The organism is Megasphaera hexanoica, assembly GCF_043520715.1.
In the GTDB taxonomy this organism is placed as follows: domain Bacteria; phylum Bacillota; class Negativicutes; order Veillonellales; family Megasphaeraceae; genus Megasphaera; species Megasphaera hexanoica.
This window is the reverse complement of sequence record NZ_CP171361.1, coordinates 1,171,085-1,192,137: the sequence shown is the minus strand read 5'-3', so window position 1 is coordinate 1,192,137 and position 21,053 is coordinate 1,171,085. Positions and strand designations below refer to the sequence as shown.

Genomic DNA, 21,053 nt, shown 5'->3' with positions numbered 1-21,053 from the left:
TTAATTATCAATAAGTTATAATCATTCAATAAGGAGAGAAAAATGCCTACATTTCAAAGCAGATTCAAGGAAACGCAGCGCCGTGTCCCTATTGATGAACACAATTGTTCTGTACAATTTGACGAAAGTAAGTGTAAAAATTGTACATTATGCCGCCGCACGTGCGCAAACACACAGACTGTCATGGATTATTATAATCTGGAAAGTACGGGAGATATGCCCATTTGCGTCCATTGCGGGCAATGTGCCGCCGTATGTCCTTTCGGTGCTATCACAGAAGTATCTGATCTGGATAAGGTGAAAGCTGCTATCAAAGACCCCGACAAGATTGTCATGTTCCAGACGGCTCCTGCCGTCCGCGTCGGTCTCGGTGAAGCTTTTGGCATGGAACCTGGTGCATTTGTACAAGGAAAAATGGTAGGTGCCCTGCGTGCGCTTGGTGCTGATTATGTTTTCGATACAGACTTTGGTGCTGATATGACCATCATGGAAGAAGCCATGGAATTACTGCACCGGCTTCAGTCAGAAGAAATTCCTATTCCTCAGTTTACCAGCTGCTGCCCTGCCTGGGTTGAGTTTCTGGAAACATTTTACCCGGATCTCATTCCTCATCTGTCTTCGACCAAGAGTCCTATCAGCATCATGAGTGCCGCTATGAAGACCTGGTTCGTTAAAAACAACAACCTCGATCCTAAAAAGGTCGTCATTGTAGATGTAGCACCCTGTACAGCTAAAAAAGCTGAAATACGCCGTCCGGAATTGAATGCGTCGGCAGATTTCTGGAATATCCCTGAACTGCGGGACACGGATATTTCAATCACAACCCGTGAACTGGCTCAATGGATTCAGGAAGAAGGATTGGACTTCACTGGCATCGCCGATAGTGATTTTGACAAAGTTTTTGGTGAATCAACTGGTGGTGGCCGTATTTTTGGTAACAGTGGCGGCGTCATGGAAGCAGCCATTCGTACGGCATATTATTTCTTTACCGGTCGTAAGGCTCCTGATGATTTTATTCCTTTCGAACCGGTACGTGGTCTGGATGGTGTAAAAAAAGCTTCCGTTGTTTTTGGTCATTTTGTCATCCATGTCGCTGCCATCAGCGGATTGGGCAATGCCCGTAAATTTTTGGATGAACTCATCGCCGCGGAAGACTTTGAAAACTATTCTTTTATCGAAGTCATGGCCTGCCCTGGCGGCTGCATAGGTGGTGGCGGACAGCCGAAAGTTAAATTGCCGCAAGTGAAGAAAGTGCAACAGGCACGAATGGATTCTCTCTATCAAAGCGATGTGGATGCGACATATAAAGCCAGCTGGGAAAATCCGGAAATTCAGGATTTGTACAAACAATTCCTTGGAGAACCACTTTCTGAACGGGCTGAAATGATGCTTCACACCTATTTTACTGACCGCAGTGATGATCTTGGCGAAATGAAAAATCTGACGCCTGAAACGAATCCGTCATCAACACGCTTCAAACCTCATACGAATAATGCCGTCTGATTTTGTATATTCCAAATATAAACAAAATACATAAAAGCAAAAGATGCAAAAAGCTGTGCATGCTAGTCCGGCAGGGACTAGCATGCACAGCTTTTTTATCATCGTTACGGTTCGTCTTCGACTAACTTGTCGTATGCATGGAGTACTGCTTCAAATTCTTCATCTGTCGGAGCCACATACACTGTTTCTCCGTCTTCTTCATCAAGGCGTGCTATGATGGCATCGCCTTCAGCAGGACTATCTTCTTCTTCACTATACGGGACGAGTACGGCAAACTCCTTGCCCGCATAGGGAATTGTCACATCCACTGAGTAATACTCTTCTTGTCCGTCATCACCTGTTACAGTAATCACTTCGACTTCTTCCAACATGTCTTCTGCCATATTATCCTCCCTGAGCATCTAAATAATTTTGTAAAATCAGAACTGCCGCCATCTTATCAACGAATTGTTTCCGCTTTTCCCGGCGCACATTTCCTTCCATCAGTACCTGTGTCGCCATGACGGTTGTCAGGCGTTCATCCCAGTAAACAAATTCCATTTCGGGGAGCACTTTTTTCAATTCTGAGACAAATTGTTCAATCTTCTCCATGTTTTCGCTGTAATCGCCATTCATATGCCGCGGCTTGCCGACGACGACGCGATGTACATCTTTTTCTTTAATAATTTCTTTCAGACGGGCAAAATCTTTTTTTTGCGATTGCCGCCTTATTGTCTCCATCCCTTGTGCTGTCAGCAATAAGGGATCGCTGCAAGCAACACCAATAGTGCGCGAGCCTACATCCAGGCCTAAAATTCTCATATGCCTCCTATAAATTACGCTGTTTTACATAAGAACGAACTAATTCTTCAATCAATTCATCCCGTTCAATACGGCGTATATTACTGCGAGCATTATTATGACTCGTAATGTACGTGGGATCGCCAGAAAGGAGATATCCAACAATCTGATTAATAGGATTATACCCTTTCTCTTCCAGAGCGTGGTACACGTCTTCCAAAATCATGGAAGCAACGGTCTGTTCCTCATTTCTGTTTTTTACGATCATCGTTTCATCACTAATTGCCATGTTTGTCACATCCTTTATTTATGATGGCAGGACATCATCCCAGTAGATTCTTGACCATGTCTTTACCTGCCTGAAGTGCCGCATCAACCTGTTCAGGCTGTTTACCGCCAGCTTGTGCCATATCAGGGCGGCCACCGCCATTTCCGCCAGCAGCCTGGGCTGCCGCCTTAATGATTTTTCCAGCATGAAGGCCCTTTTTCGTATCGCCTTTATCTACCTTGCAGACAAACTGCACTTTGCCATCCGCTACGGAAGCCAGGAGAACTACGCCATGACCCGACTTAGCCAGTACTGTATCTGCCAGTTCACGCAGACTATCCATCGAATCGGTCTGGGCAGCTGCCGCAATGACAGGAATGCCTTCTATTTCTTCCCGGCTGGCCAAAATCGCATCGAGGTTGGAAAGGGCAGCATCTTTTTTAAGTTGCTGCAATTCTTTTTCCGTGTCTTTAAGCTGCCCCAGGAGATGACCTACTTTTACTGCTACATCGTCAGCCTTGACTTTCAATAAAGCCGCCAGATTGCGGATGACTGCTTCATCGGTTTTGGCTTTTTCAAGAGCTGCTGCCCCCGTAACGGCTTCTATGCGGCGTACTCCTGTTCCTGTACCTGTTTCAGAAAGAATCCGGAAGGAGCCGATGACAGCCGTGTTGGTTACATGGGATCCACCACACAATTCACAGCTGAAATCACCGACTGAAACGACACGTACCCGATTCCCATACTTTTCGCCAAATAATGCCATGGCACCTTTTTCTTTTGCTTCTTGCAAGGCCATTTCTTCAATAGTAACCGGTACATTTTTCAATATTTCTTCATTGACCAGTGCTTCTACTTTTTCCAGTTCTTCTGCTGAAACGGGGGAGAAGTTTGTGAAATCAAAACGCAGATGTTCCGGCGTTACCAGCGAGCCAGCCTGATTGACATGATTCCCCAGAACCTTTCGCAGTGCAGCCTGGAGCAGGTGCGTCGCCGTATGATTACGGGCAATTGCCAGGTTCCGTGCTTTATCTACAGTGATATCTACGGCATCGCCAGTCTGGATCTGACCTTCTGCTACCGATGCGATAAGATATACCAGGCCATTAGGCAATGCCTTGGCATCTGTTACGCGCACCGATCCTTCCGGGGCTTTTAATATCCCCGTATCGCCGAGCTGGCCTCCTCCTTCAGCATGGAACGGATTAGAATCAAGAATAATCGTAACTTCTTCTCCATCCCCGGCCTGCTGCACTTCTACCCCTTCCCGGCCAATCATGACAATATGTCCGTTTACGGCTTCCGCATCATTTATCAGAGTATCCTGATCAAGTTTTGTCGTATCCGGTACGGCTACCTTTGCTGATACTTTCGTACGGGCAGCACGGGCACGTTCCTGCTGTTCTTTCATGGCTTTTTTAAAGCCTTCCATGTCGAGCGTATATCCTTTTTCTGCAGCAATTTCTTCCGTTAATTCAACAGGGAAGCCAAACGTGTCGTAAAGTTTAAACACTTCACTGCCCGCAAGGATTTTCGTGTCATTAGCTTCTTCCATCATCTGATGCAACAAGTCCAGTCCCTGTGCCAGAGTAGCGCTGAACTGGCGTTCTTCCGTATCGATGACTCTTTTAATAAGGCTTTCATATTGTTTAAGTTCCGGATACTCTACGCCGAGGATATCTATAACCGTATCGACGAGAGAGCTGAGGAACAGATGGTCAATTCCCAGGAGCCGGCCGTAACGGACTGCCCGGCGGAGAATACGGCGAAGTACATAGCCACGCCCTTCATTGCTCGGAAGGATGCCATCACTGATCATCACCGTAATAGCCCGGATATGGTCAGCAATGACTTTCATGGCCATTTTCTGATCAGGCTGGGAATAATCACCACCACTGATTGCAATGACTTTTTCGATAATAGGGAATATCAGATCGGTTTCAAAATTCGATTCTTTCTGCTGAATGACGGAAGCCAGCCGTTCCAGTCCACAGCCTGTATCAATATTTTTCTTGGCCAGCGGTTCATATTTCCCATCTTTTGTACGATTATACTGGGTAAAGACAAGATTCCAAATTTCCAGATACCGGTCGCAATCACAGCCTACAGTACAGGTCGGTTTGCCACAGCCCCGTTCCGGACCAAGGTCATAGAAAATTTCACTGTCCGGACCACAGGGACCTTCACCGATTTCCCAGAAATTATCGTCAAATTTGAAAATGCGTTCATCAGCCAGGCCAATCATATTATGCCAATAATCATACGCTTCTTTATCGTCCGGATAAATAGTTACATACAACTTATCCGGGTCCAGTTCGATAACCTTCGTGAGAAATTCCCAGGCCCAGGAAATAGCTTCTTTCTTGAAGTAGTCGCCAAAGGAAAAGTTGCCGAGCATTTCAAAAAACGTATGATGGCGGGCAGTGCGGCCTACATTATCTATATCATCTGTACGGATACATTTCTGACTCGTCGTAACCCGGTAAGAAGGCGGTACGAGTTTACCTGTAAAATACGGTTTTAACGGGGCCATACCAGCACCGATGAGCAACAGGCTCGGGTCGTTTTCCGGGATCAGGGGAAAACTGTGCAAAATCAGATGCTGTTTACTTTTGAAAAATTCCAGATAGGCTTTACGGATTTCATTTCCCGTCATATACTTCATAATTTCAAACACTCCCTCAGTCTTAGCTTTTGGTATGACTCAGATTATACGCTTTTTACTTCCCGTTGGGCAACCTTTTTGCCATAAAAGAGCTAGTAGATTTATTTTCAGCGTACTCGTCTGGCTCCCACATAACGGGAAGCCCAATAGCTGCTATCCATACTGTCAATGCGGATGCCGCCACTGCTCGTAGCACTGATAAACTGATTATCGCCGACATAAATACCTGCATGAGAGGCACCTGGCTCATACGTCGAAAAGAAAACGAGATCGCCAGGAATCAGTTCGCTTCGTGATACAGTCGAACCGATACGGTATTGTTCATCAGCCATACGAGGCAGATGGATACCATTATGTGAAAAAACATACCGTGTAAACCCTGAGCAATCGAATCCGCTCGGTGTGTTTCCTCCAAAAACATATGGCACACCTACATATTTATTGGCCGTCGATACTAAGCGGTCTCCCACTACATCATGACTTGTAAACTTTTTGATTTTGGAATACTCTTTATAATTCCGATTGCTCGGATATTTCGTTTTCATGGCAACCGTTTCTGACTTTGCCTTTTCAGCCCGTTTAGCCTCGCTTTTTGGCATCGATGAACCTAAAAGCTTCTTGTAGGTCTTACTATCGACAATGCCATCCATATCCAGTCCTTTATCTGCCTGAAATCGTTGTACTGCCCGGGCCGTTTCATTTCCATAAATGCCGTCTGTGCCAATGGGGTATCCGTATTTCACAAGCTGTTTCTGTATCTTCAGGACCTGCACACCCCGGTCACCTATGTTATATGCACCGGCAGGCAGAATAACTGCCGAAAAAAGTAGCGTGAATACTAGTAAACGATGTACCATATGCCTCATATAAACACCTCTCAAAATAACGCCATTTCTTTAAGGCCGCTTCTTATGTCCTAACTCAGCCCGCAGCCAGTATAAAGGACGCTGCTTGACTTCTTCGAAGATACGTCCGATATATTCGCCAATGACACCTAAAAAAATAAGTTGCAATCCGCCTACGAGACAAACCATAATCGTCGTAGTTGTCCATCCCGGAGCTGCTGTTCCCGTCAGATGACTGTACAGAGCATGAACAATCATGACAATACTCAGCAGACCGCTCAAAAGACCGGCATAAAAGGAAATACGAAGAGGTGTCTTTGAAAAAGCAGTAATACCGTCCAGAGCAAAATGCAGCATTTTGCGGCCGGAGAATTTCGATTTTCCCGCAAAACGGCGGGGAGCGACGAAATCAATGGTAGTCTGCTTATAACCGATATCCCCCATCATGCCCCGGATAAACCGGTCATGTTCACGAAACAGCCGGAACGTGTTCAGCACTCTCCGGTCGATGAGACGGAAATCTGATCCGCCGGGAGTAATATGGACGGGAGAAAGAGCGTTCAGCAGAATATAATACCACTTAGATGTCAGCCGCTTTAAAAACCCGGCATCATCGGTTCCCTTGCGCACGGTCTGAACAACGTCGAATCCTTCCCGCCATTTCTGCACCAGATCAGGAATCATGGCTGGCGGATGCTGCATATCACCATCCATAGTAATGATAGCATCCCCCTGGGCATAATCCATACCGCACGTAATAGCGAGCTGATGCCCAAAATTCCGTGCCAGTATCAGCGCACGGACATGATCATCTTGTTCGGTCAGCCGGCTGAGAATAAGAGGCGTCGTATCTTTGGACCCATCATCGACAAAAATAAGTTCATAATCCATATCCAGGTTTTGTATTGCTTTTGTCGCCTCTTCATAAAACTTTTCAATATTTAACTGTTCATTGAATACGGGAACGACAACAGATAACATTTTTTTTTCTTCTAAATTAAATAAGCTCACTCTTAATTATACCATCCTAACGTTTTTACTGTCAAAACAGGGGTCGTTTTCAGACGAGTGTTGCCAAAAATTTTCTGATTTCATCTTCTGATGCATATCCGATTATCCGTTTGACGGGTTTGCCATCTTTAAAGAAAAGCAATGTCGGAATCGCCATAATATCGTATTTTTCTGCCAGGCTGTGAAATGCATCCACATTGACCCGTACCACTTCCACTTGATTTTCAAAAGCTTCAGCAGCCCGCTGTATCTCAGCACGTATCATTTTGCAGGGCTCGCACCAGGGCGCCCAGAAATCGACGATTACGACTCCCTTTTTGTGCAGGACACGCAAGGTAAATGCCGACTCATTGTCGAGTGAAACAATGGCCATAAAAGGTCCCTCCTATAAAACGCTATACAAAACCACTCTCATTATAGCAGAAAGCAGTGTTTCTTTCCAGCCCGTATGAGACAGGATGACAAAAGGCCGGATATCTTTCATCTTGTCTGAATGATATCCGGTCTTTCGTGTTAATCAGTCATCTGTAACGGCTTCATAGATAGTATGCAGTACGTCATTGCGCCCTTCCTGTTTCAGCGAAGAATACGCAATGGGCGGGAAAGCCGTCGGGAACAGTTTCTGTATCTGCGCCAGATTGCGAACCCGTTCGTTTTTCTTCAGTTTATCCGCTTTCGTTGCTATGATCTGCAGAGGAACTTCGTTATCGGCCAGCCATGTATAGGCCTCCCTGTCAATAGGAAGGTCCGGATGGCGCAGATCGACAAGCAGGAAGAGCAGATGAAGGTTAGGTGAGGATGTAATATATTCGCCGATAAAATGACTCCACAACTGCCGGTTCCTGCCACCAGTACGGGCATATCCGTATCCGGGAAGATCGACAAAGTAAAGTTGCCGGCGCGTTTCCTCCTCCTCTCTTTTTTCCTGAAGGAGTACCTGAAAATAATTGATGGTCTGTGTCTTACCGGGAGCGCCGCTCACCCGTGCAAGGCCGCGGTGCTGGCACAATGAATTGATCAGACTGGATTTCCCCACATTAGATCGGCCTAAAAAGGCAATTTCCGGAATATTTCCCTGGGGATACTGATCCGACCGTACGGCCGATGATTTATAAGCCGGGCGTATGATCTGCAGGCTGCCATGGTCCATTATGGCGTCACCAGTGCCTGACTGAGCACTTCATCCATATGATGAACAAAAACGAACTGCACGTCCTTCTTGACAGTCTGGGGGACATCGGCCATATCACGTTTGTTTTCTTCCGGCAAAAGAATCTTATGAATGCCCGCCCGATGGGCTGCAATTACTTTTTCCTTTATACCTCCTACGGGAAGTACCGTCCCACGCAATGTGATTTCACCAGTCATGGCAAGATCATGATGTACCTTGCGTCCCGTAAGTGCTGAAGCGATAGCCGTAGCCATAGTGATACCCGCTGACGGTCCGTCCTTGGGAACAGCTCCTTCCGGCAGGTGAATGTGAATGTCTGTCGTAGCATAGAAGTCAGGAGCCAGTCCCAATTCGTCTGCCCGGCTGCGGATATACGTCATACCGGCTTCTGCTGATTCTTTCATGACATCACCCAGCTGACCTGTCAAAAGAAGGCTGCCCTTTCCCTTGACTGCTGCCGCTTCTGTTTCCAGGACTTCTCCCCCTACCTGTGTCCAGGCCATACCGGTTACGCGGCCGACTTCATCAGTCTTGCAGACTTCTGTCGGGAGGAATTTGGCCGGTCCAAGAATTTTTTCGAGGTTCCGTACCGTTACAGTGAGCGGCTTATCTTCTTCCAGGAGCAGGGACTTACCTACTTTGCGGCAGACTGTACCAATCGTCTTTTCCAGCGTACGTACCCCTGATTCACGGGTATAATCCTGGATAATATGGCGCAGTACGGCATCGCTGAACTTGGCCTGTCCCGGCTGGAGACCATTTTCCTTCAGCTGTTTCGGTACCAGATAGCGTTTGGCAATCTGTAATTTTTCTTCCTCTGTATAACTGGTAAATTCAATGACCTCCATGCGATCCAGCAATGGCCGGGGAATATCACTGATGACATTGGCCGTCGTAATCCAGAGGACTTTAGAAAGATCAAAAGGCACTTCGATAAAATGGTCGCTGAAAGTATTATTTTGTTCCGGATCCAAAACTTCCAGCAGAGCCGATGACGGATCACCGCGCATATCCGATGTCATTTTATCAATTTCATCAAGCAGGAACACCGGATTTTTCGTTCCTGCTTGTTTCATGCCGGCGATGATACGTCCCGGAAGAGCCCCGATATACGTACGGCGATGACCGCGTATTTCTGCTTCATCACGTACGCCGCCGAGAGAAATACGGACATACTTGCGGTTCATGGACCGGGCGATAGACCGGGCGATGCTCGTTTTACCTGTTCCGGGAGGTCCTACAAAACAAAGGATGGGGCCTTTAAGACTTTTTGTCAGTTGACGGACAGCAAGATATTCGATGATCCGGTCTTTTATCTTCGTAAGTCCATAATGATCTTCGTCCAGAATCTGCTGAGCCAGACTAAGATCCAGGCGGTCTTTTGTTTCCTTTTTCCAAGGCAGTTCCATCATCCAATCAAGATAGGAACGGATGATGGCAGATTCCGCCATCATCGGCGGCATTGAATCGAGACGGTCTACTTCTTTCAGCATGACATCTTCGATTTCTTTATTCAGTTTCATCTTGCGGATTTTTTCCCGCAATTCTTCTACTTCCGTATCCTTATCGTATTTGTCCCCAAGTTCTTTGTGGATCGCTTTAATTTTCTCACGGAGATAATATTCTTTCTGCTGCTGGTCCATTTTGCCACGGACTTCCATATTGAGTTTTGACTCAAGGCTGGCAATATCGACTTCCGTATCAAGAAGCCCGCATACACGGCGCATACGCTGGCTGACATCGTAGATTTCCAGCATCTGCTGACGCGCAACCAGCCGAAGTGGAAGCTGAGCCGCTATAAAATCGGCCAGAGTTCCGGCATCCTGTATGGCTTCTGCTTTCTCTTTCAGCTCGTCATTACCTTTTAAATTGTCGAGCCAGTCCGTAAATCGATGCAGCATCAGACGGCGTAGTGCCTCATTTTCATTGGATCCGGTATATTCATCTTGTATTTTTACAGCCGCCACTTCCGTATAGTTTTTTTTATCCGCATATCCTCGTATTTCAACGCGGGATATGCCATCTGCCAGGATGCGTACAATACCACCGGGAAGACGGAGAAGCTGCTGAATTTTCACCAGCGTACCAATCTGATAAATCCCATCAAAGCCGGGGTTTTCTTCATCCTCATCCAACTGCGCCGAAACGATCATCAACCGGTCGTGTTCCATTGCATAATCGACAGCAGCCAGTGATTTTTCTCTGCCAATATCTATATTACTGAGCAATTTAGGAAAAACTACAATGCCCCGGAGCGGGACAAACGGCAAGGTTAAAATCGAATTGTCCATAATACTCACCTTCTCGCTTACAAATATTCACTATTTTGGTATTCTTAAAATGGAAAAATAACACTCATTCCCTGCAAGGAAGAAATGAGTGTTATCAACTAAACATATCTGTTTCCTATGCTGTTATGAGCTTAGGTTCTGCGCCGCTTGTAACGCAGTCAGCCGTGACAATGCACTCACGGACATCCTTACGGCTAGGCACATCAAACATGACATTGAGCATGATACGTTCAATAATGGAACGCAGCCCACGGGCACCTGTATTACGGCGCATTGCTTCTTTAGCAATAGCCCGCAGAGCATCATCTTTAAATGTCAGAGCGACATGATCCATTTCCAGCATCTTTTGATATTGCTTGACAAGCGCATTTTTAGGTTCTGTAAGAATGTGTACCATGGCATCTTCATCGAGCGGGTCTAATGTAACCAGGATGGGAAGACGGCCGACTAATTCGGGAATCAGCCCGAACTTCTGCAAATCTGCCGGAATAATTTCTTTCAGCAATGTTTCCATGGATTTTTCATTTTTAGAATGGATTTCTGCGCCAAACCCCATGTTTTTATCTGATGTACGGTTGAGGATAGTCTTATCAATACCATCGAAAGCCCCTCCGCATATGAAGAGAATATTCGTCGTATCGATCTGCAACATTTCCTGATGCGGATGTTTACGTCCTCCCTGAGGCGGGACACCGGCAACGGTTCCTTCCAGTATCTTCAGCAATGCCTGCTGTACTCCTTCACCGGATACATCACGGGTAATAGACGGGTTTTCCGATTTACGGGCAATCTTATCTATTTCATCGATATATATGATACCCCGTTCGGCTTTTGCAATGTCATAATCTGCTGCCTGAATCAGCTTGAGCAGGCAGTTTTCAACATCTTCACCGACATAACCGGCTTCGGTGAGGCTTGTCGCATCAGCTATGGCAAAGGGCACTTCCAGAAGACGGGCCAGAGTCTGTGCCAGCAATGTTTTGCCACTGCCTGTAGGCCCGACCATGATGATGTTGGACTTCTGTAATTCCACATCATCATCGACATCATTCGACTGAAGCCGTTTGTAGTGGTTATATACTGCGACAGACAATGTCTTTTTCGCTGCGTCCTGCCCGATGACATACTCATCAAGGGTTTTCTTGATTTCATGAGGCGTCGGCAGTTCCTTCAATTGAAACTCCGGAGATTCTTCCTTTGTTTCTTCCTCCAGAATATGCTGCGCGACATTAATACATTCATCACAAATATATACGCCTGGACCAGATATCAGTTTCTGGACTTCATTCTGGGTACGGCCACAGAAACTGCATCTCGGTTCATCTGTTCTGTCTCTATCCACGTATTCCTCCTATAGCAGCCATTACTTGCCTGCCTGGTCATCTTTCGGACGGGCCAGTATTTCATCAATCAGGCCATATGCTTTTGCTTCTTCGGCCGTCATGAAATTATCTCTTTCCGTGTCTTTCTGGATGACGTCAAGCTGCTGCCCCGTATGCAGAGATAATAAGCCATTCAATTCTTTGCGCATGCGCAGGATTTCACGGGCGTGAATTTCGATTTCCGTCGCCTGACCCTGCACGCCGCCTAAAGGCTGGTGAATCATAATCTGTGAGTGGGGCAGGGCAAACCGTTTGCCCTTAGCCCCGGCCGTCAGCAGGACAGAAGCCATGCTGGCAGCAGAACCTACACAAATAGTCGAAACATCCGGCTTAATGTACTGCATCGTATCATAAATAGCCATGCCGGCAGTAACGACACCACCAGGGCTGTTGATATACAAATGGATATCCTTGTCAGGATTTTCAGCTTCCAGGAAAAGGAGCTGGGCAATTACAATATTGGCCGTCACATCTTCAATGGGGCCGCCGAGAAAAATAATGCGGTCTTTCAGGAGCCGGGAGTAAATATCATAACTCCGTTCGCCCTGACTCGATTGTTCAACGACCATCGGTACATATGCCATTTTCATAATGACTACACCTCGCGTTCTTACGCTTCCGGTTCTTCTGCTTTAACCTGTTCTACCTGTGGTTCTTCCGCTTTTTCTTCTTTAGCGTTCGTATCGATTGCATTCTTCAGGATGAAGCTGGCAGCCTTTTTACGGCCGACGGACTGAACGAGCATGGGAACGCGTCTTTCCTTAATGATAATCTTGTATACTTCTTTCGGATCAGCACCGAAGTTCTGAGCCATCGTAAAGATTTCAGCCTGGAGATCGATATCCTTGACTTCGATATTTTCTGCTTTGGCAACGGCTTCCAGTACCAGATCCATTTTGACGTTTTCGGACGCCGGCTGACGATACTGTTCTTTCAATTTGTCCATATCCGTATTGGTGTATTTGAGATAATCGTCAAGGGACATGTTCTGAGTTTCCAGGCGCATAGCCATTTCATCGATCATCTGATCGACTTTCGTATCCACCATGACATCGGGGATATCGACTTCTGCATTATCGACAGCTGCTTTGAGGACATCGGAATTAAACTTTTCTACAGCCTGGAAGTGAGCCTGTGATTCCAGCCGTTTGCGGATATCTTCCTTCAGTGCGTCGAGAGTGTCAAATTTGCCGGCTTCTTTTGCAAATTCATCATCAATGGCCGGAACTTCACTGCGTTTTACATCATTGACCTTAACAGCGAATACAGCTTCTTTGCCAGCCAGTTTCTTTTCAAAATAATCTTCCGGGAATGTCACTTTGACATCCTTTTCATCGCCGGCTTTTAAACCGATGAGCTGATCTTCAAATCCGGGAATGAAACTGCCGGAACCGATCTGGAGCGGATAGGATTTTCCTTCGCCGCCTTCAAAAGCTTCTCCATCAACCGTGCCTTTGAAATCAATAATAGCAAAATCATCTTTAGACAGTTCCGTACCTTCCGGGGCAACGACGAGCTTGGAATGAGCTTTCTGCAGTTTTGCCAGTTCAGCGGCTACCTGTTCATCCGTTACTTCAGCGGCTTCACGGGCTGCTTTAATACCTTTATATTCACCCAGTTTTACTTCCGGTTTCTTAGTCAGCGTAGCATCAAAGACAAAGTCTTTGCCTTTTTCTTCTTCAATGACCTTAATATCCGGATCGGTTACAGGAACGATTTCTTTTTCATTCAGGGCATCATTATACGCCTTTGTAATAATCGCTTCTTTGATTTCTTCTTTGACAACATCCTTGCCGAGGAAACTTTCCAGTATCATACGCGGAGCTTTACCTTTACGGAAGCCCGGGATATTTACTTTGTTAGCGAGATTCTTTACAGCTGCAGCAGCGCCTTTTTTTGCTTCGGCTGCCGGTACTTCGATGTGCAGTGTTACTTTGTGCTGATCAACTTCATTTACTGTTACGTTCATTATTAGTATGTCCTCCTTATGGGTATAATACCCTTTTTATTATCTATAAAACACCATACTACGCTCTACATCATATCACAAAACCCTGGGATTGACAACAGCCAAAACGGCCTACAATGCCAGTTCTGATGCTACTCCTGCCGTAATGAACAACGGAGCTGTCACCACTAACAGCTCCGTTGTCATTACGTACAAAATAAGTATCACGGCATATTTCATTACATCTCTATGCGATTATCGCAATTCACAATTTAATTTTTCTTTTAAATCAGTCAGAATGGCATCGATAGGAGCCTGGATGTCCTGGTCGGTCAGCGTCCCTTGTTCAGAGCGGAATACCAGATTATAGGCAAGGCTCTTATAGCCCCGGGGAACTTGTTTTCCCTGGTACAAATCAAAGAGATGAACGGCTTCAAGATAGTCTCCGCCTTTTTCCCGGATGATATCGAGAATAGCCTGGTTGCTTGTGTCAACCGGCGCAAGGAACGCCAGATCGCGGCTGGAAGCCGGGAATTTGGCAACTTTATGGTAATCAGGCATAAGATTGATGAACGGCATGATAGCATCCATGTACATTTCAAAGATATATACCGGGCCTGTCACATCATAATTATCCATAGCTTTCGGATGAAGTTCGCCAAAATTACAAAGAACCTTGCCGTCCTTCACATAACGGGCCGCCTTGCCAGGATGAAGCGGCGCATAATCAGATACTTCAATATCCGCATGGATACCAAGTCCGGAAAGGACCGCTTCTACGAGGCCCTTAACGTCATAAAAATCGTAGTCCGACGCTTGTACTGGCCATTCTCCTGTAGTGCGCAGACCGTAAAGAAGGCCGCTGACACACAATTTCTGTTCTGGAAGTTCTTTTACAGGAAGTTCTTTCGGAATATAGACAGGAGCTATTTCATAAATGCCCACAGACGGATTTTTGACTGCCTGGTTACGGGCCAGGACGTCCATTAATGAAGGAATCAGTGTCGTCCGCATAAGAGGGAAATCTTCCGTTATAGGATTGATAATAGGCACAGCCTGATAGACCGGATCCCCATCTTTATATAACAGTTTTTTCAGCTGATCCGGATGCATGAAGCTGAAAGTAACAGTTTCATTTAAACCGCTGCTGCAAAGGATGCGGGAAATCTTCTCCGTCACATCATATTCAAACCCCGGTTCGCCTACGGTAATATCAGACCAGGGACGTGTAGACGGAATATGTTCATAGCCATAAATACGGGCTACTTCTTCAGCAATATCCGGCATTTCCGTGCAGTCTCCACGATAGCTGGGCACAGTTGCCGTAATCGTATCACCGTCTTTTTGCAAAGTAAACTGAAGAGTTTCCAGAATGTGCATCATCTGTTCTTCCGGAATATCCGTTCCCAGGAAGGCGTTGACCTGGTCAGCCGTGAATGTAATATAAGTAGTCTTTTGCTGCTGCGGATAGACATCGACGATTCCTTTGGCTACGTCACAGGCTCCCATTTCCTGCAGAAGTTGGGCACACCGATTAATGGAATTAATGCAGCTATCAGCATCCAGCCCGCGTTCGAACCGTCCCGAAGCTTCCGAGCGAAGGCCCAGCATACGGCCGGTATGGCGTATATTAGATCCTTTGAATGATGCGCATTCCAGGATGACCGTCTGCGTACGTTCCGTTACTTCTGAATCGAATCCGCCCATGATGCCGGCAATGCAGCAGGGCTTTTCTTCATCGGCAATAACCAGCATATTATCATTCAGTGTGCGATCTATACCATCCAATGTTTTCATTGCTTCATCAGCTTTCGCCCGGCGGGCAATGAGATGGCGCCCGGCTACTTTGTCATAATCATAGGCATGAAGAGGGATTCCCAATTCAATCATCGTATAGTTCGTGGCATCGACGATATTATTAATAGGACGGACTCCGGACTTGCGCAGACGCTGCTGCATCCAGAGCGGAGAAGGGCCGATTTTGATATGAGTCAGAAGACGGGCCGTATACCGGTTGCATAATTCTTCATCATCAATAGAAATCTGCACCTTGCCATCAATGGTTTCATCATTTTCTGCAACGGTTATTTCCGGGTACCGGGCAGTTTTCCCACTCAATACAGCAAACTCCCGTGATAAGCCGACCATGGAAAAACAATCGGCCCGATTGGCAGTCAGTTCGTATTCATATACAACATCACGAAGTTGTAAATACTTGACTGCATCGACCCCGACAGGCGTATCCGCCGGAAGAATCCAGATTCCGCTCCGTTCTTCCGGCAGGAGAACACTATCATCGAATCCTAATTCGTGGGCAGAGCAAAGCATGCCGTTGGACGGTACGCCCCGCAGTTTGGAGCGCTTGATTTTAACGCCTCCTGGAAGATGAGCGCCATGAACGGCAACGGGGACAATCTGTCCTTCCCGTACGTTAGAAGCGCCCGTGACAATCTGAAGTTGTTCTGTTCCCACATCAATCTGGCAGATGACGAGATGATCTGCATCGGGATGTTTTTCTATTTTCAGAATCTTGCCAGTTACGACATTTTTTATATCTTTTCCCCAGTATTCTACCTGTTCTACGGGAATACCAGCGATGGTCAGTGTATCAGCAAAGGCCTGCATATCCTGATTCATGTCTACATCGACATAATCCTGCATCCAAAGAAGTGAACTTTTCATTATGTATAACCTCCTAGAACTGGTTTAAGAACCGCATATCATTTTCATAGAACAAACGCAGATCGTCGATGCCATATTTCAGCATGGCAATACGTTCCACGCCCATGCCAAAAGCAAAGGCATTTACCTGTTTGGGATCATAACCGTTTAAGCGTAGTTCTTCCCAGTTAGTTACACCGCAGCCGAGAATTTCCAGCCATCCCGTATGAGAGCATACCCGGCAGCCTCTGCCGCCGCACATAACACAGGAAATGTCTACTTCCGCGCTCGGTTCAGTAAATGGAAAATAGCTGGCACGGAAACGGACGCGCGTATCGGCGCCAAACATGTCATGGAGAAAGTCTTCCAGAATACCTTTCAAATCAGAAAAGCGGATATTTTTATCCACAATCATGCCTTCCATCTGATGGAAAATCGGAGAATGGGTTGCATCATAGTCACAACGGTATACTTTACCAGGCGCAATCATCTTAAACGGTTCATTCGGCTTGTGGGCCTGCAGAGTCCTTGCTTCCATCCCCGACGTATGAGTCCGCAGGAGGATGTCGTCTGTGACGTACATGGAATCCTGCATATCCCGTGCCGGGTGATCATCAGGCAGGTTCAGACATTTGAAATTAAAATAATCTGATTCGATATCCGGGCCTGTGACAATGGAAAACCCCATGCGCAGGAATGATTCTTCCATTTCACGTAATGTCTGATGCAAAATGTGTTCGTGTCCCATGACCGGTTTGCGGCCGGGAAGAGTGATATCAATTTTTTCAGACTGGATTTTATCCGCCAGTTCCTGTTCTTTGACTTCCTTCATTCTGGCTTTCAGATGTTCTTCGATTTCTGCCCGGGCTGAATTGACAAGTTGACCAATTTTAGGCCGTTCTTCTTTGGACAGATTTTTCATTTCTTTCATGATAGCCGTCAATTCACCTTTTTTGCCTAAATATCTGACGCGGATATCCTGGACATCCTGGAGTCCCTTGCTCCTGGCAATCTGTTCGCTGACAGCAGCCTTGATTGCTTCAATTTTTTCATTAATCATGGAATTCTCCTCCTCTAAAAAAAATAGACTTCCACCCCTCAAGGGGCGAAAGTCTGATTCGCGGTACCACCCTAATTTGTACTCCTGTATCCTGTAACGGGAATACCCGTCCTGCCTACTGATCTTCAACAGGAAGCTCCAAAGTGAACGTGCAGCACAACTGGCACGGCGCTCTCAACCGGTGGCAACCGCTCCCTGTAACCAGATTACTGTGCTACTCTCTTCTTCATAGCCATGTTTTGCATGGATATATTGTATCAGTAAAGTGTTTTATTTGCAATAACCAATCTCTGAATTTGGTTCGTTCCTTCATAAATCTGCATGATTTTCGCATCACGCATATACTTTTCGACAGGATATTCTTTGATATAGCCATATCCGCCCATGACCTGTACGGCATCTGTCGTCACCTGCATGGCAACGTCAGAAGCATTACATTTAGCAATGGCTGCTTCCCGGGAGAACTCCATGCCCTGGTCTTTCATCCAGCATGCGCGCTGGACAAGAAGGCGTGCGCCTTCCACTTTCATAGCCATATCGGCTATCATCGATTGTACCATTTCAAAGGAAGCAATGGGCTTGCCAAATTGAACGCGTACTTTGGCGTATTCACTGCAGGCACGGAACGCCGCTTCAGCAATACCGACAGAAATGGAGCCAACAAAGGGACGTGCCGCATCCAGTGTTTCCATGGCAATACGGAAACCATGACCTTCCCGGCCCAAACGATTTTCTACCGGAACAAAGCAGTCCTGGAAAATCAGTTCAGTCGTATTGGAAGCACGTATGCCCATTTTATTTTCTGCTTTTCCCACAGTAAATCCCGGTGTTCCCTTACGCACGATAAACGCCGTCAGTCCGCGGATGCTCGGAGTTTTACGCGTATTGGCGAATACGACGAATACTTCTGCCAGAGCTCCATTTGTTATAAAGCATTTTGTTCCGTTCAACACATATCCGCTGCCGTCTTCCGTCTTGACAGCTCTGGTGGAAACAGAACCGGCATCAGAGCCAGTCCCGGGTTCCGTAAGGGCAAATGCAGCCAGATTATTTTCATTGATAATATCAAAATAGCGCTTTTTCTGTTCATCATTACCAGCTATGATGACAGGATAGGAAGCGAGGGCATTAGCTGCAACCGACGTCGCTACTCCGGCACATCCCTTGGCCAGTTCTTCATAAATAGCAGCAATCGTAATAGCGTCAAGGCCGGCTCCGCCAAATTCTTCCGGGATGGCTACGCCGAGGAGTCCCTGAGCAGCCAGTTTATCAAGCAGGCCTTCATGCATTTTCCCCTGTTCATCCATTTCTCCTGCATACGGTACGATTTCTTTCTGCACCAGATCCCTGACAACCTTGATGATTTCCTGCTGTTCCTCATTAAAAGCAAAATCCATATTGATACCAACCTTCCATTTTTTTAATACGTTCACGCACAAAAGACGCTCTAATCATCATATTTGCGTAGAATATAAAAAGAAGAACGCCCTTTGACCACTACTTTTCCGTTTTCATCCATGAGTTCACATTCCGCTACAATCGTCCGTCCGCCATGATGAACGACCTGACCGACGCCAATCAGATCCTGCCCCGGATGAACAGGGCGGATGTAATTCATGTTAATTTCTAATGTCGTTACCTGATACCCTAATGAACGACTGGCCATTCCCATCAGCGTATCACAAAAAGCTGCCAGAACGCCACCTGCAGCTATACCACGATAATTGCAAAGATTCGGCGTAATATCGAAAGCTACACGTACCCATCCTTCATCTACATCCTGGATTTTACAGGGAAGATTCTTGAAGTACGGAATCTGTGTAACGCCCTGATGAATATTGAACACCCGTCGTTTCAGCACATCTGACATTTCTGTCCGTTCATCCTTCATCTGCCGTTTCTCCTTTATCAGACTGGTACTGGTACGCACCGGTAACAAAGTACGTCCCCTTGCCATGTGCCAGATAGCGGTCGCTGTCATCATAAAAATCGCAGACTACTACCATAGTCGTCCGGCCGTTATGCAAAATGTGGGTCTTAGCACAAATAACCGTATCCGCCAGTGCCGGACGCAGATAATTCATTGCAAGGTCCAACGTCAGGACAGCTTTTCCTGCAACGGCACACGCCGTTTCCATCGCTGAATCAGCCATAGAATACAAAACGCCACCATACAGTGTTCCATTGGGATTTCCCCATTTCGTTCCTACATTGTGAAACACCAGTTCCGTATCATCTTCATCAGCTTTTAGAACATGAAATTGCATGAATCTATCATAAGGATTGCATTGTAATTCTCTTTCCATTTTTGCAATGCGCGCCTTATCCATGGGACTCTCCTCCTAAAAACTGTTGGAAATAAATACCTTTATATTGTACAATATGACATTCTAAACGTCAAACGGATTTTCCGTTACAAAACAAATGTAATGAAATTATAACAGCTTTTTCCGTTTACCTGTAGCAGACACTATGCCTCTGTATATGCAAAAGAGCTGCCGCAGCGCGACAGCCCCTGACATGTCTGACCTGGTCTTTACCCCCACACTCGCCTGCTGGGACGTTCGCTCATAGATGTACATCATCCCCCACTACTAGCCCTCTCGCATGTTACGGCAGGACTTACTTCTAGGCCGCACTATGATCAGAATCACTTTGGATTCCTTACGTGGATCGCTTTGTCTGCGACTGACATCGACTTTCAACCACAGCACATGTCACGTGTTATTATACGTGTCGAAGAGGATACTGTCAACGAAAAAAGAGACTGTCTCAACGACAGTCTCCCCACGAACCGGACAATGGTCTGGCACATACAGGATATCTAGAATTTATACCCCATCCCAATCTGCCAGCCTTTTACCGTATCATCATAATTGTCGACATCAATATCTGCGCGACGGTACATGATATGAGCATCCCAGTCTTTTGTAATATCATATCCTAATCCGACCGAATAGGAATTGACATCATCACCAACGCCTACTGACGCAAATCCCTGCCAGCGTTCGCCAATCGGTATCTGCCCTTTCAAGCCGACCTGATAGCCATAAAAATGCTGATCTCTATAAGTATCGGCTTTGACATAACTCATGCCGCCATAGGCAGAGACATAAGGAGTAAACCGGTACACACCCTGTAAATAATGTTCATTCAGTTTATCCCCGTCATCACCCTTTGTATAATTATTGACGTACTGCACATCCACCTTATCATTGATCGTGTATGTGACGTCTCCGCCACTGAAGCGGCTATGGGCACTGCGGCCTCCTTCTTTCTGATCAAAGCCGTAATTGACGTTGGCTTTCAGATCTCCCGCCTGCGGATTTTTATTGGGTGCGGCACAGGCAACAGAACCTATGGAAACAGCTGCAATAAGAGCACCTATCAACATTACTTTCTTCATATATCACACCTCCGATTAGTCCGTAGATTTACTTCATGGTTTACATTATACGCTATTTGCAC

The 21,053-nt window shown here is 46.3% G+C and carries 19 protein-coding genes; 1 reads left to right on the top strand and 18 read right to left on the bottom strand.

The window, feature by feature from the left end; genetic code table 11:
- Window positions 1-42 precede the first annotated feature (42 nt).
- The gene (locus ACGTIC_RS05650) at window positions 43-1,503 is read left to right on the top strand and encodes a [FeFe] hydrogenase, group A (RefSeq protein WP_059076939.1); all 1,461 of its coding nucleotides are present in this window, start codon (window positions 43-45) and stop codon (window positions 1,501-1,503) included.
- A gap of 104 nt (window positions 1,504-1,607) precedes the next feature.
- Here ACGTIC_RS05650 and ACGTIC_RS05645 read toward each other — a convergent pair whose 3' ends face one another.
- From ACGTIC_RS05645 to ACGTIC_RS05560, 18 genes are all read right to left on the bottom strand, one after another.
- A complete protein-coding gene (locus ACGTIC_RS05645) occupies window positions 1,608-1,886 on the bottom strand; it encodes a DUF1292 domain-containing protein (protein WP_113855000.1) in 279 nt (92 codons plus the stop codon).
- 1 nt (window position 1,887) lies between these two features.
- Window positions 1,888-2,304 carry a Holliday junction resolvase RuvX gene (gene ruvX / locus ACGTIC_RS05640; RefSeq protein WP_059076937.1) on the bottom strand — a complete coding sequence of 139 codons (417 nt, stop codon included), beginning with the start codon at window positions 2,302-2,304 and terminating at the stop codon, window positions 1,888-1,890.
- Window positions 2,305-2,311: 7 nt separating this feature from the next.
- Window positions 2,312-2,572 carry an IreB family regulatory phosphoprotein gene (locus tag ACGTIC_RS05635; protein WP_059076936.1) on the bottom strand — a complete coding sequence of 87 codons (261 nt, stop codon included), beginning with the start codon at window positions 2,570-2,572 and terminating at the stop codon, window positions 2,312-2,314.
- Window positions 2,573-2,606: 34 nt separating this feature from the next.
- Window positions 2,607-5,207, bottom strand: coding sequence for an alanine--tRNA ligase (gene alaS, locus ACGTIC_RS05630; RefSeq protein ID WP_257536660.1), 2,601 nt, complete (start codon window positions 5,205-5,207; stop codon window positions 2,607-2,609).
- 116 nt (window positions 5,208-5,323) lie between these two features.
- Window positions 5,324-6,082 (bottom strand): NlpC/P60 family protein, encoded by a 759-nt coding sequence (locus ACGTIC_RS05625; RefSeq protein WP_059076934.1) that lies wholly within the window; start codon window positions 6,080-6,082, stop codon window positions 5,324-5,326.
- 30 nt (window positions 6,083-6,112) lie between these two features.
- Window positions 6,113-7,042 carry a glycosyltransferase family 2 protein gene (locus tag ACGTIC_RS05620; RefSeq protein WP_059076933.1) on the bottom strand — a complete coding sequence of 310 codons (930 nt, stop codon included), beginning with the start codon at window positions 7,040-7,042 and terminating at the stop codon, window positions 6,113-6,115.
- A 79-nt stretch (window positions 7,043-7,121) separates the two neighbouring features.
- Window positions 7,122-7,445 carry a thioredoxin gene (gene trxA, locus ACGTIC_RS05615; RefSeq protein WP_070807759.1) on the bottom strand — a complete coding sequence of 108 codons (324 nt, stop codon included), beginning with the start codon at window positions 7,443-7,445 and terminating at the stop codon, window positions 7,122-7,124.
- 144 nt (window positions 7,446-7,589) lie between these two features.
- Window positions 7,590-8,222, bottom strand: coding sequence for a ribosome biogenesis GTP-binding protein YihA/YsxC (gene yihA, locus ACGTIC_RS05610; RefSeq protein WP_113855002.1), 633 nt, complete (start codon window positions 8,220-8,222; stop codon window positions 7,590-7,592).
- A complete protein-coding gene (gene lon, locus ACGTIC_RS05605; RefSeq protein WP_113855003.1) occupies window positions 8,222-10,534 on the bottom strand; it encodes an endopeptidase La in 2,313 nt (770 codons plus the stop codon). Before lon ends, yihA begins: the two co-directional genes overlap by 1 nt.
- Before the next feature lie 115 nt (window positions 10,535-10,649).
- Window positions 10,650-11,876, bottom strand: a complete 1,227-nt coding sequence (clpX, locus tag ACGTIC_RS05600) for an ATP-dependent Clp protease ATP-binding subunit ClpX (RefSeq protein ID WP_059076931.1) — start codon at window positions 11,874-11,876, stop codon at window positions 10,650-10,652.
- A gap of 21 nt (window positions 11,877-11,897) precedes the next feature.
- Complete coding sequence (gene clpP, locus ACGTIC_RS05595) at window positions 11,898-12,506, bottom strand: ATP-dependent Clp endopeptidase proteolytic subunit ClpP (protein ID WP_113855004.1); 609 nt, start codon at window positions 12,504-12,506, stop codon at window positions 11,898-11,900.
- 20 nt (window positions 12,507-12,526) lie between these two features.
- On the bottom strand, window positions 12,527-13,885 hold the full coding sequence (gene tig, locus ACGTIC_RS05590) for a trigger factor (RefSeq protein WP_059076929.1): 1,359 nt from the start codon (window positions 13,883-13,885) through the stop codon (window positions 12,527-12,529).
- A gap of 234 nt (window positions 13,886-14,119) precedes the next feature.
- Entirely contained in the window at window positions 14,120-16,546 is a 2,427-nt protein-coding gene (pheT, locus tag ACGTIC_RS05585) for a phenylalanine--tRNA ligase subunit beta (protein ID WP_113855005.1), read from the bottom strand.
- A gap of 13 nt (window positions 16,547-16,559) precedes the next feature.
- Entirely contained in the window at window positions 16,560-17,585 is a 1,026-nt protein-coding gene (gene pheS / locus ACGTIC_RS05580; RefSeq protein ID WP_059076927.1) for a phenylalanine--tRNA ligase subunit alpha, read from the bottom strand.
- 257 nt (window positions 17,586-17,842) lie between these two features.
- On the bottom strand, window positions 17,843-18,982 hold the full coding sequence (locus ACGTIC_RS05575; RefSeq protein WP_059076926.1) for an acyl-CoA dehydrogenase family protein: 1,140 nt from the start codon (window positions 18,980-18,982) through the stop codon (window positions 17,843-17,845).
- Between the two features lie 50 nt (window positions 18,983-19,032).
- Complete coding sequence (locus ACGTIC_RS05570; RefSeq protein WP_059076925.1) at window positions 19,033-19,476, bottom strand: PaaI family thioesterase; 444 nt, start codon at window positions 19,474-19,476, stop codon at window positions 19,033-19,035.
- Window positions 19,466-19,915, bottom strand: a complete 450-nt coding sequence (locus ACGTIC_RS05565; RefSeq protein WP_059076924.1) for a PaaI family thioesterase — start codon at window positions 19,913-19,915, stop codon at window positions 19,466-19,468. The genes ACGTIC_RS05570 and ACGTIC_RS05565 overlap by 11 nt, the downstream gene beginning before the upstream one ends.
- A 494-nt stretch (window positions 19,916-20,409) precedes the next feature.
- A complete protein-coding gene (locus ACGTIC_RS05560) occupies window positions 20,410-20,991 on the bottom strand; it encodes an outer membrane beta-barrel protein (RefSeq protein ID WP_075582101.1) in 582 nt (193 codons plus the stop codon).
- Window positions 20,992-21,053: the final 62 nt, after the last annotated feature.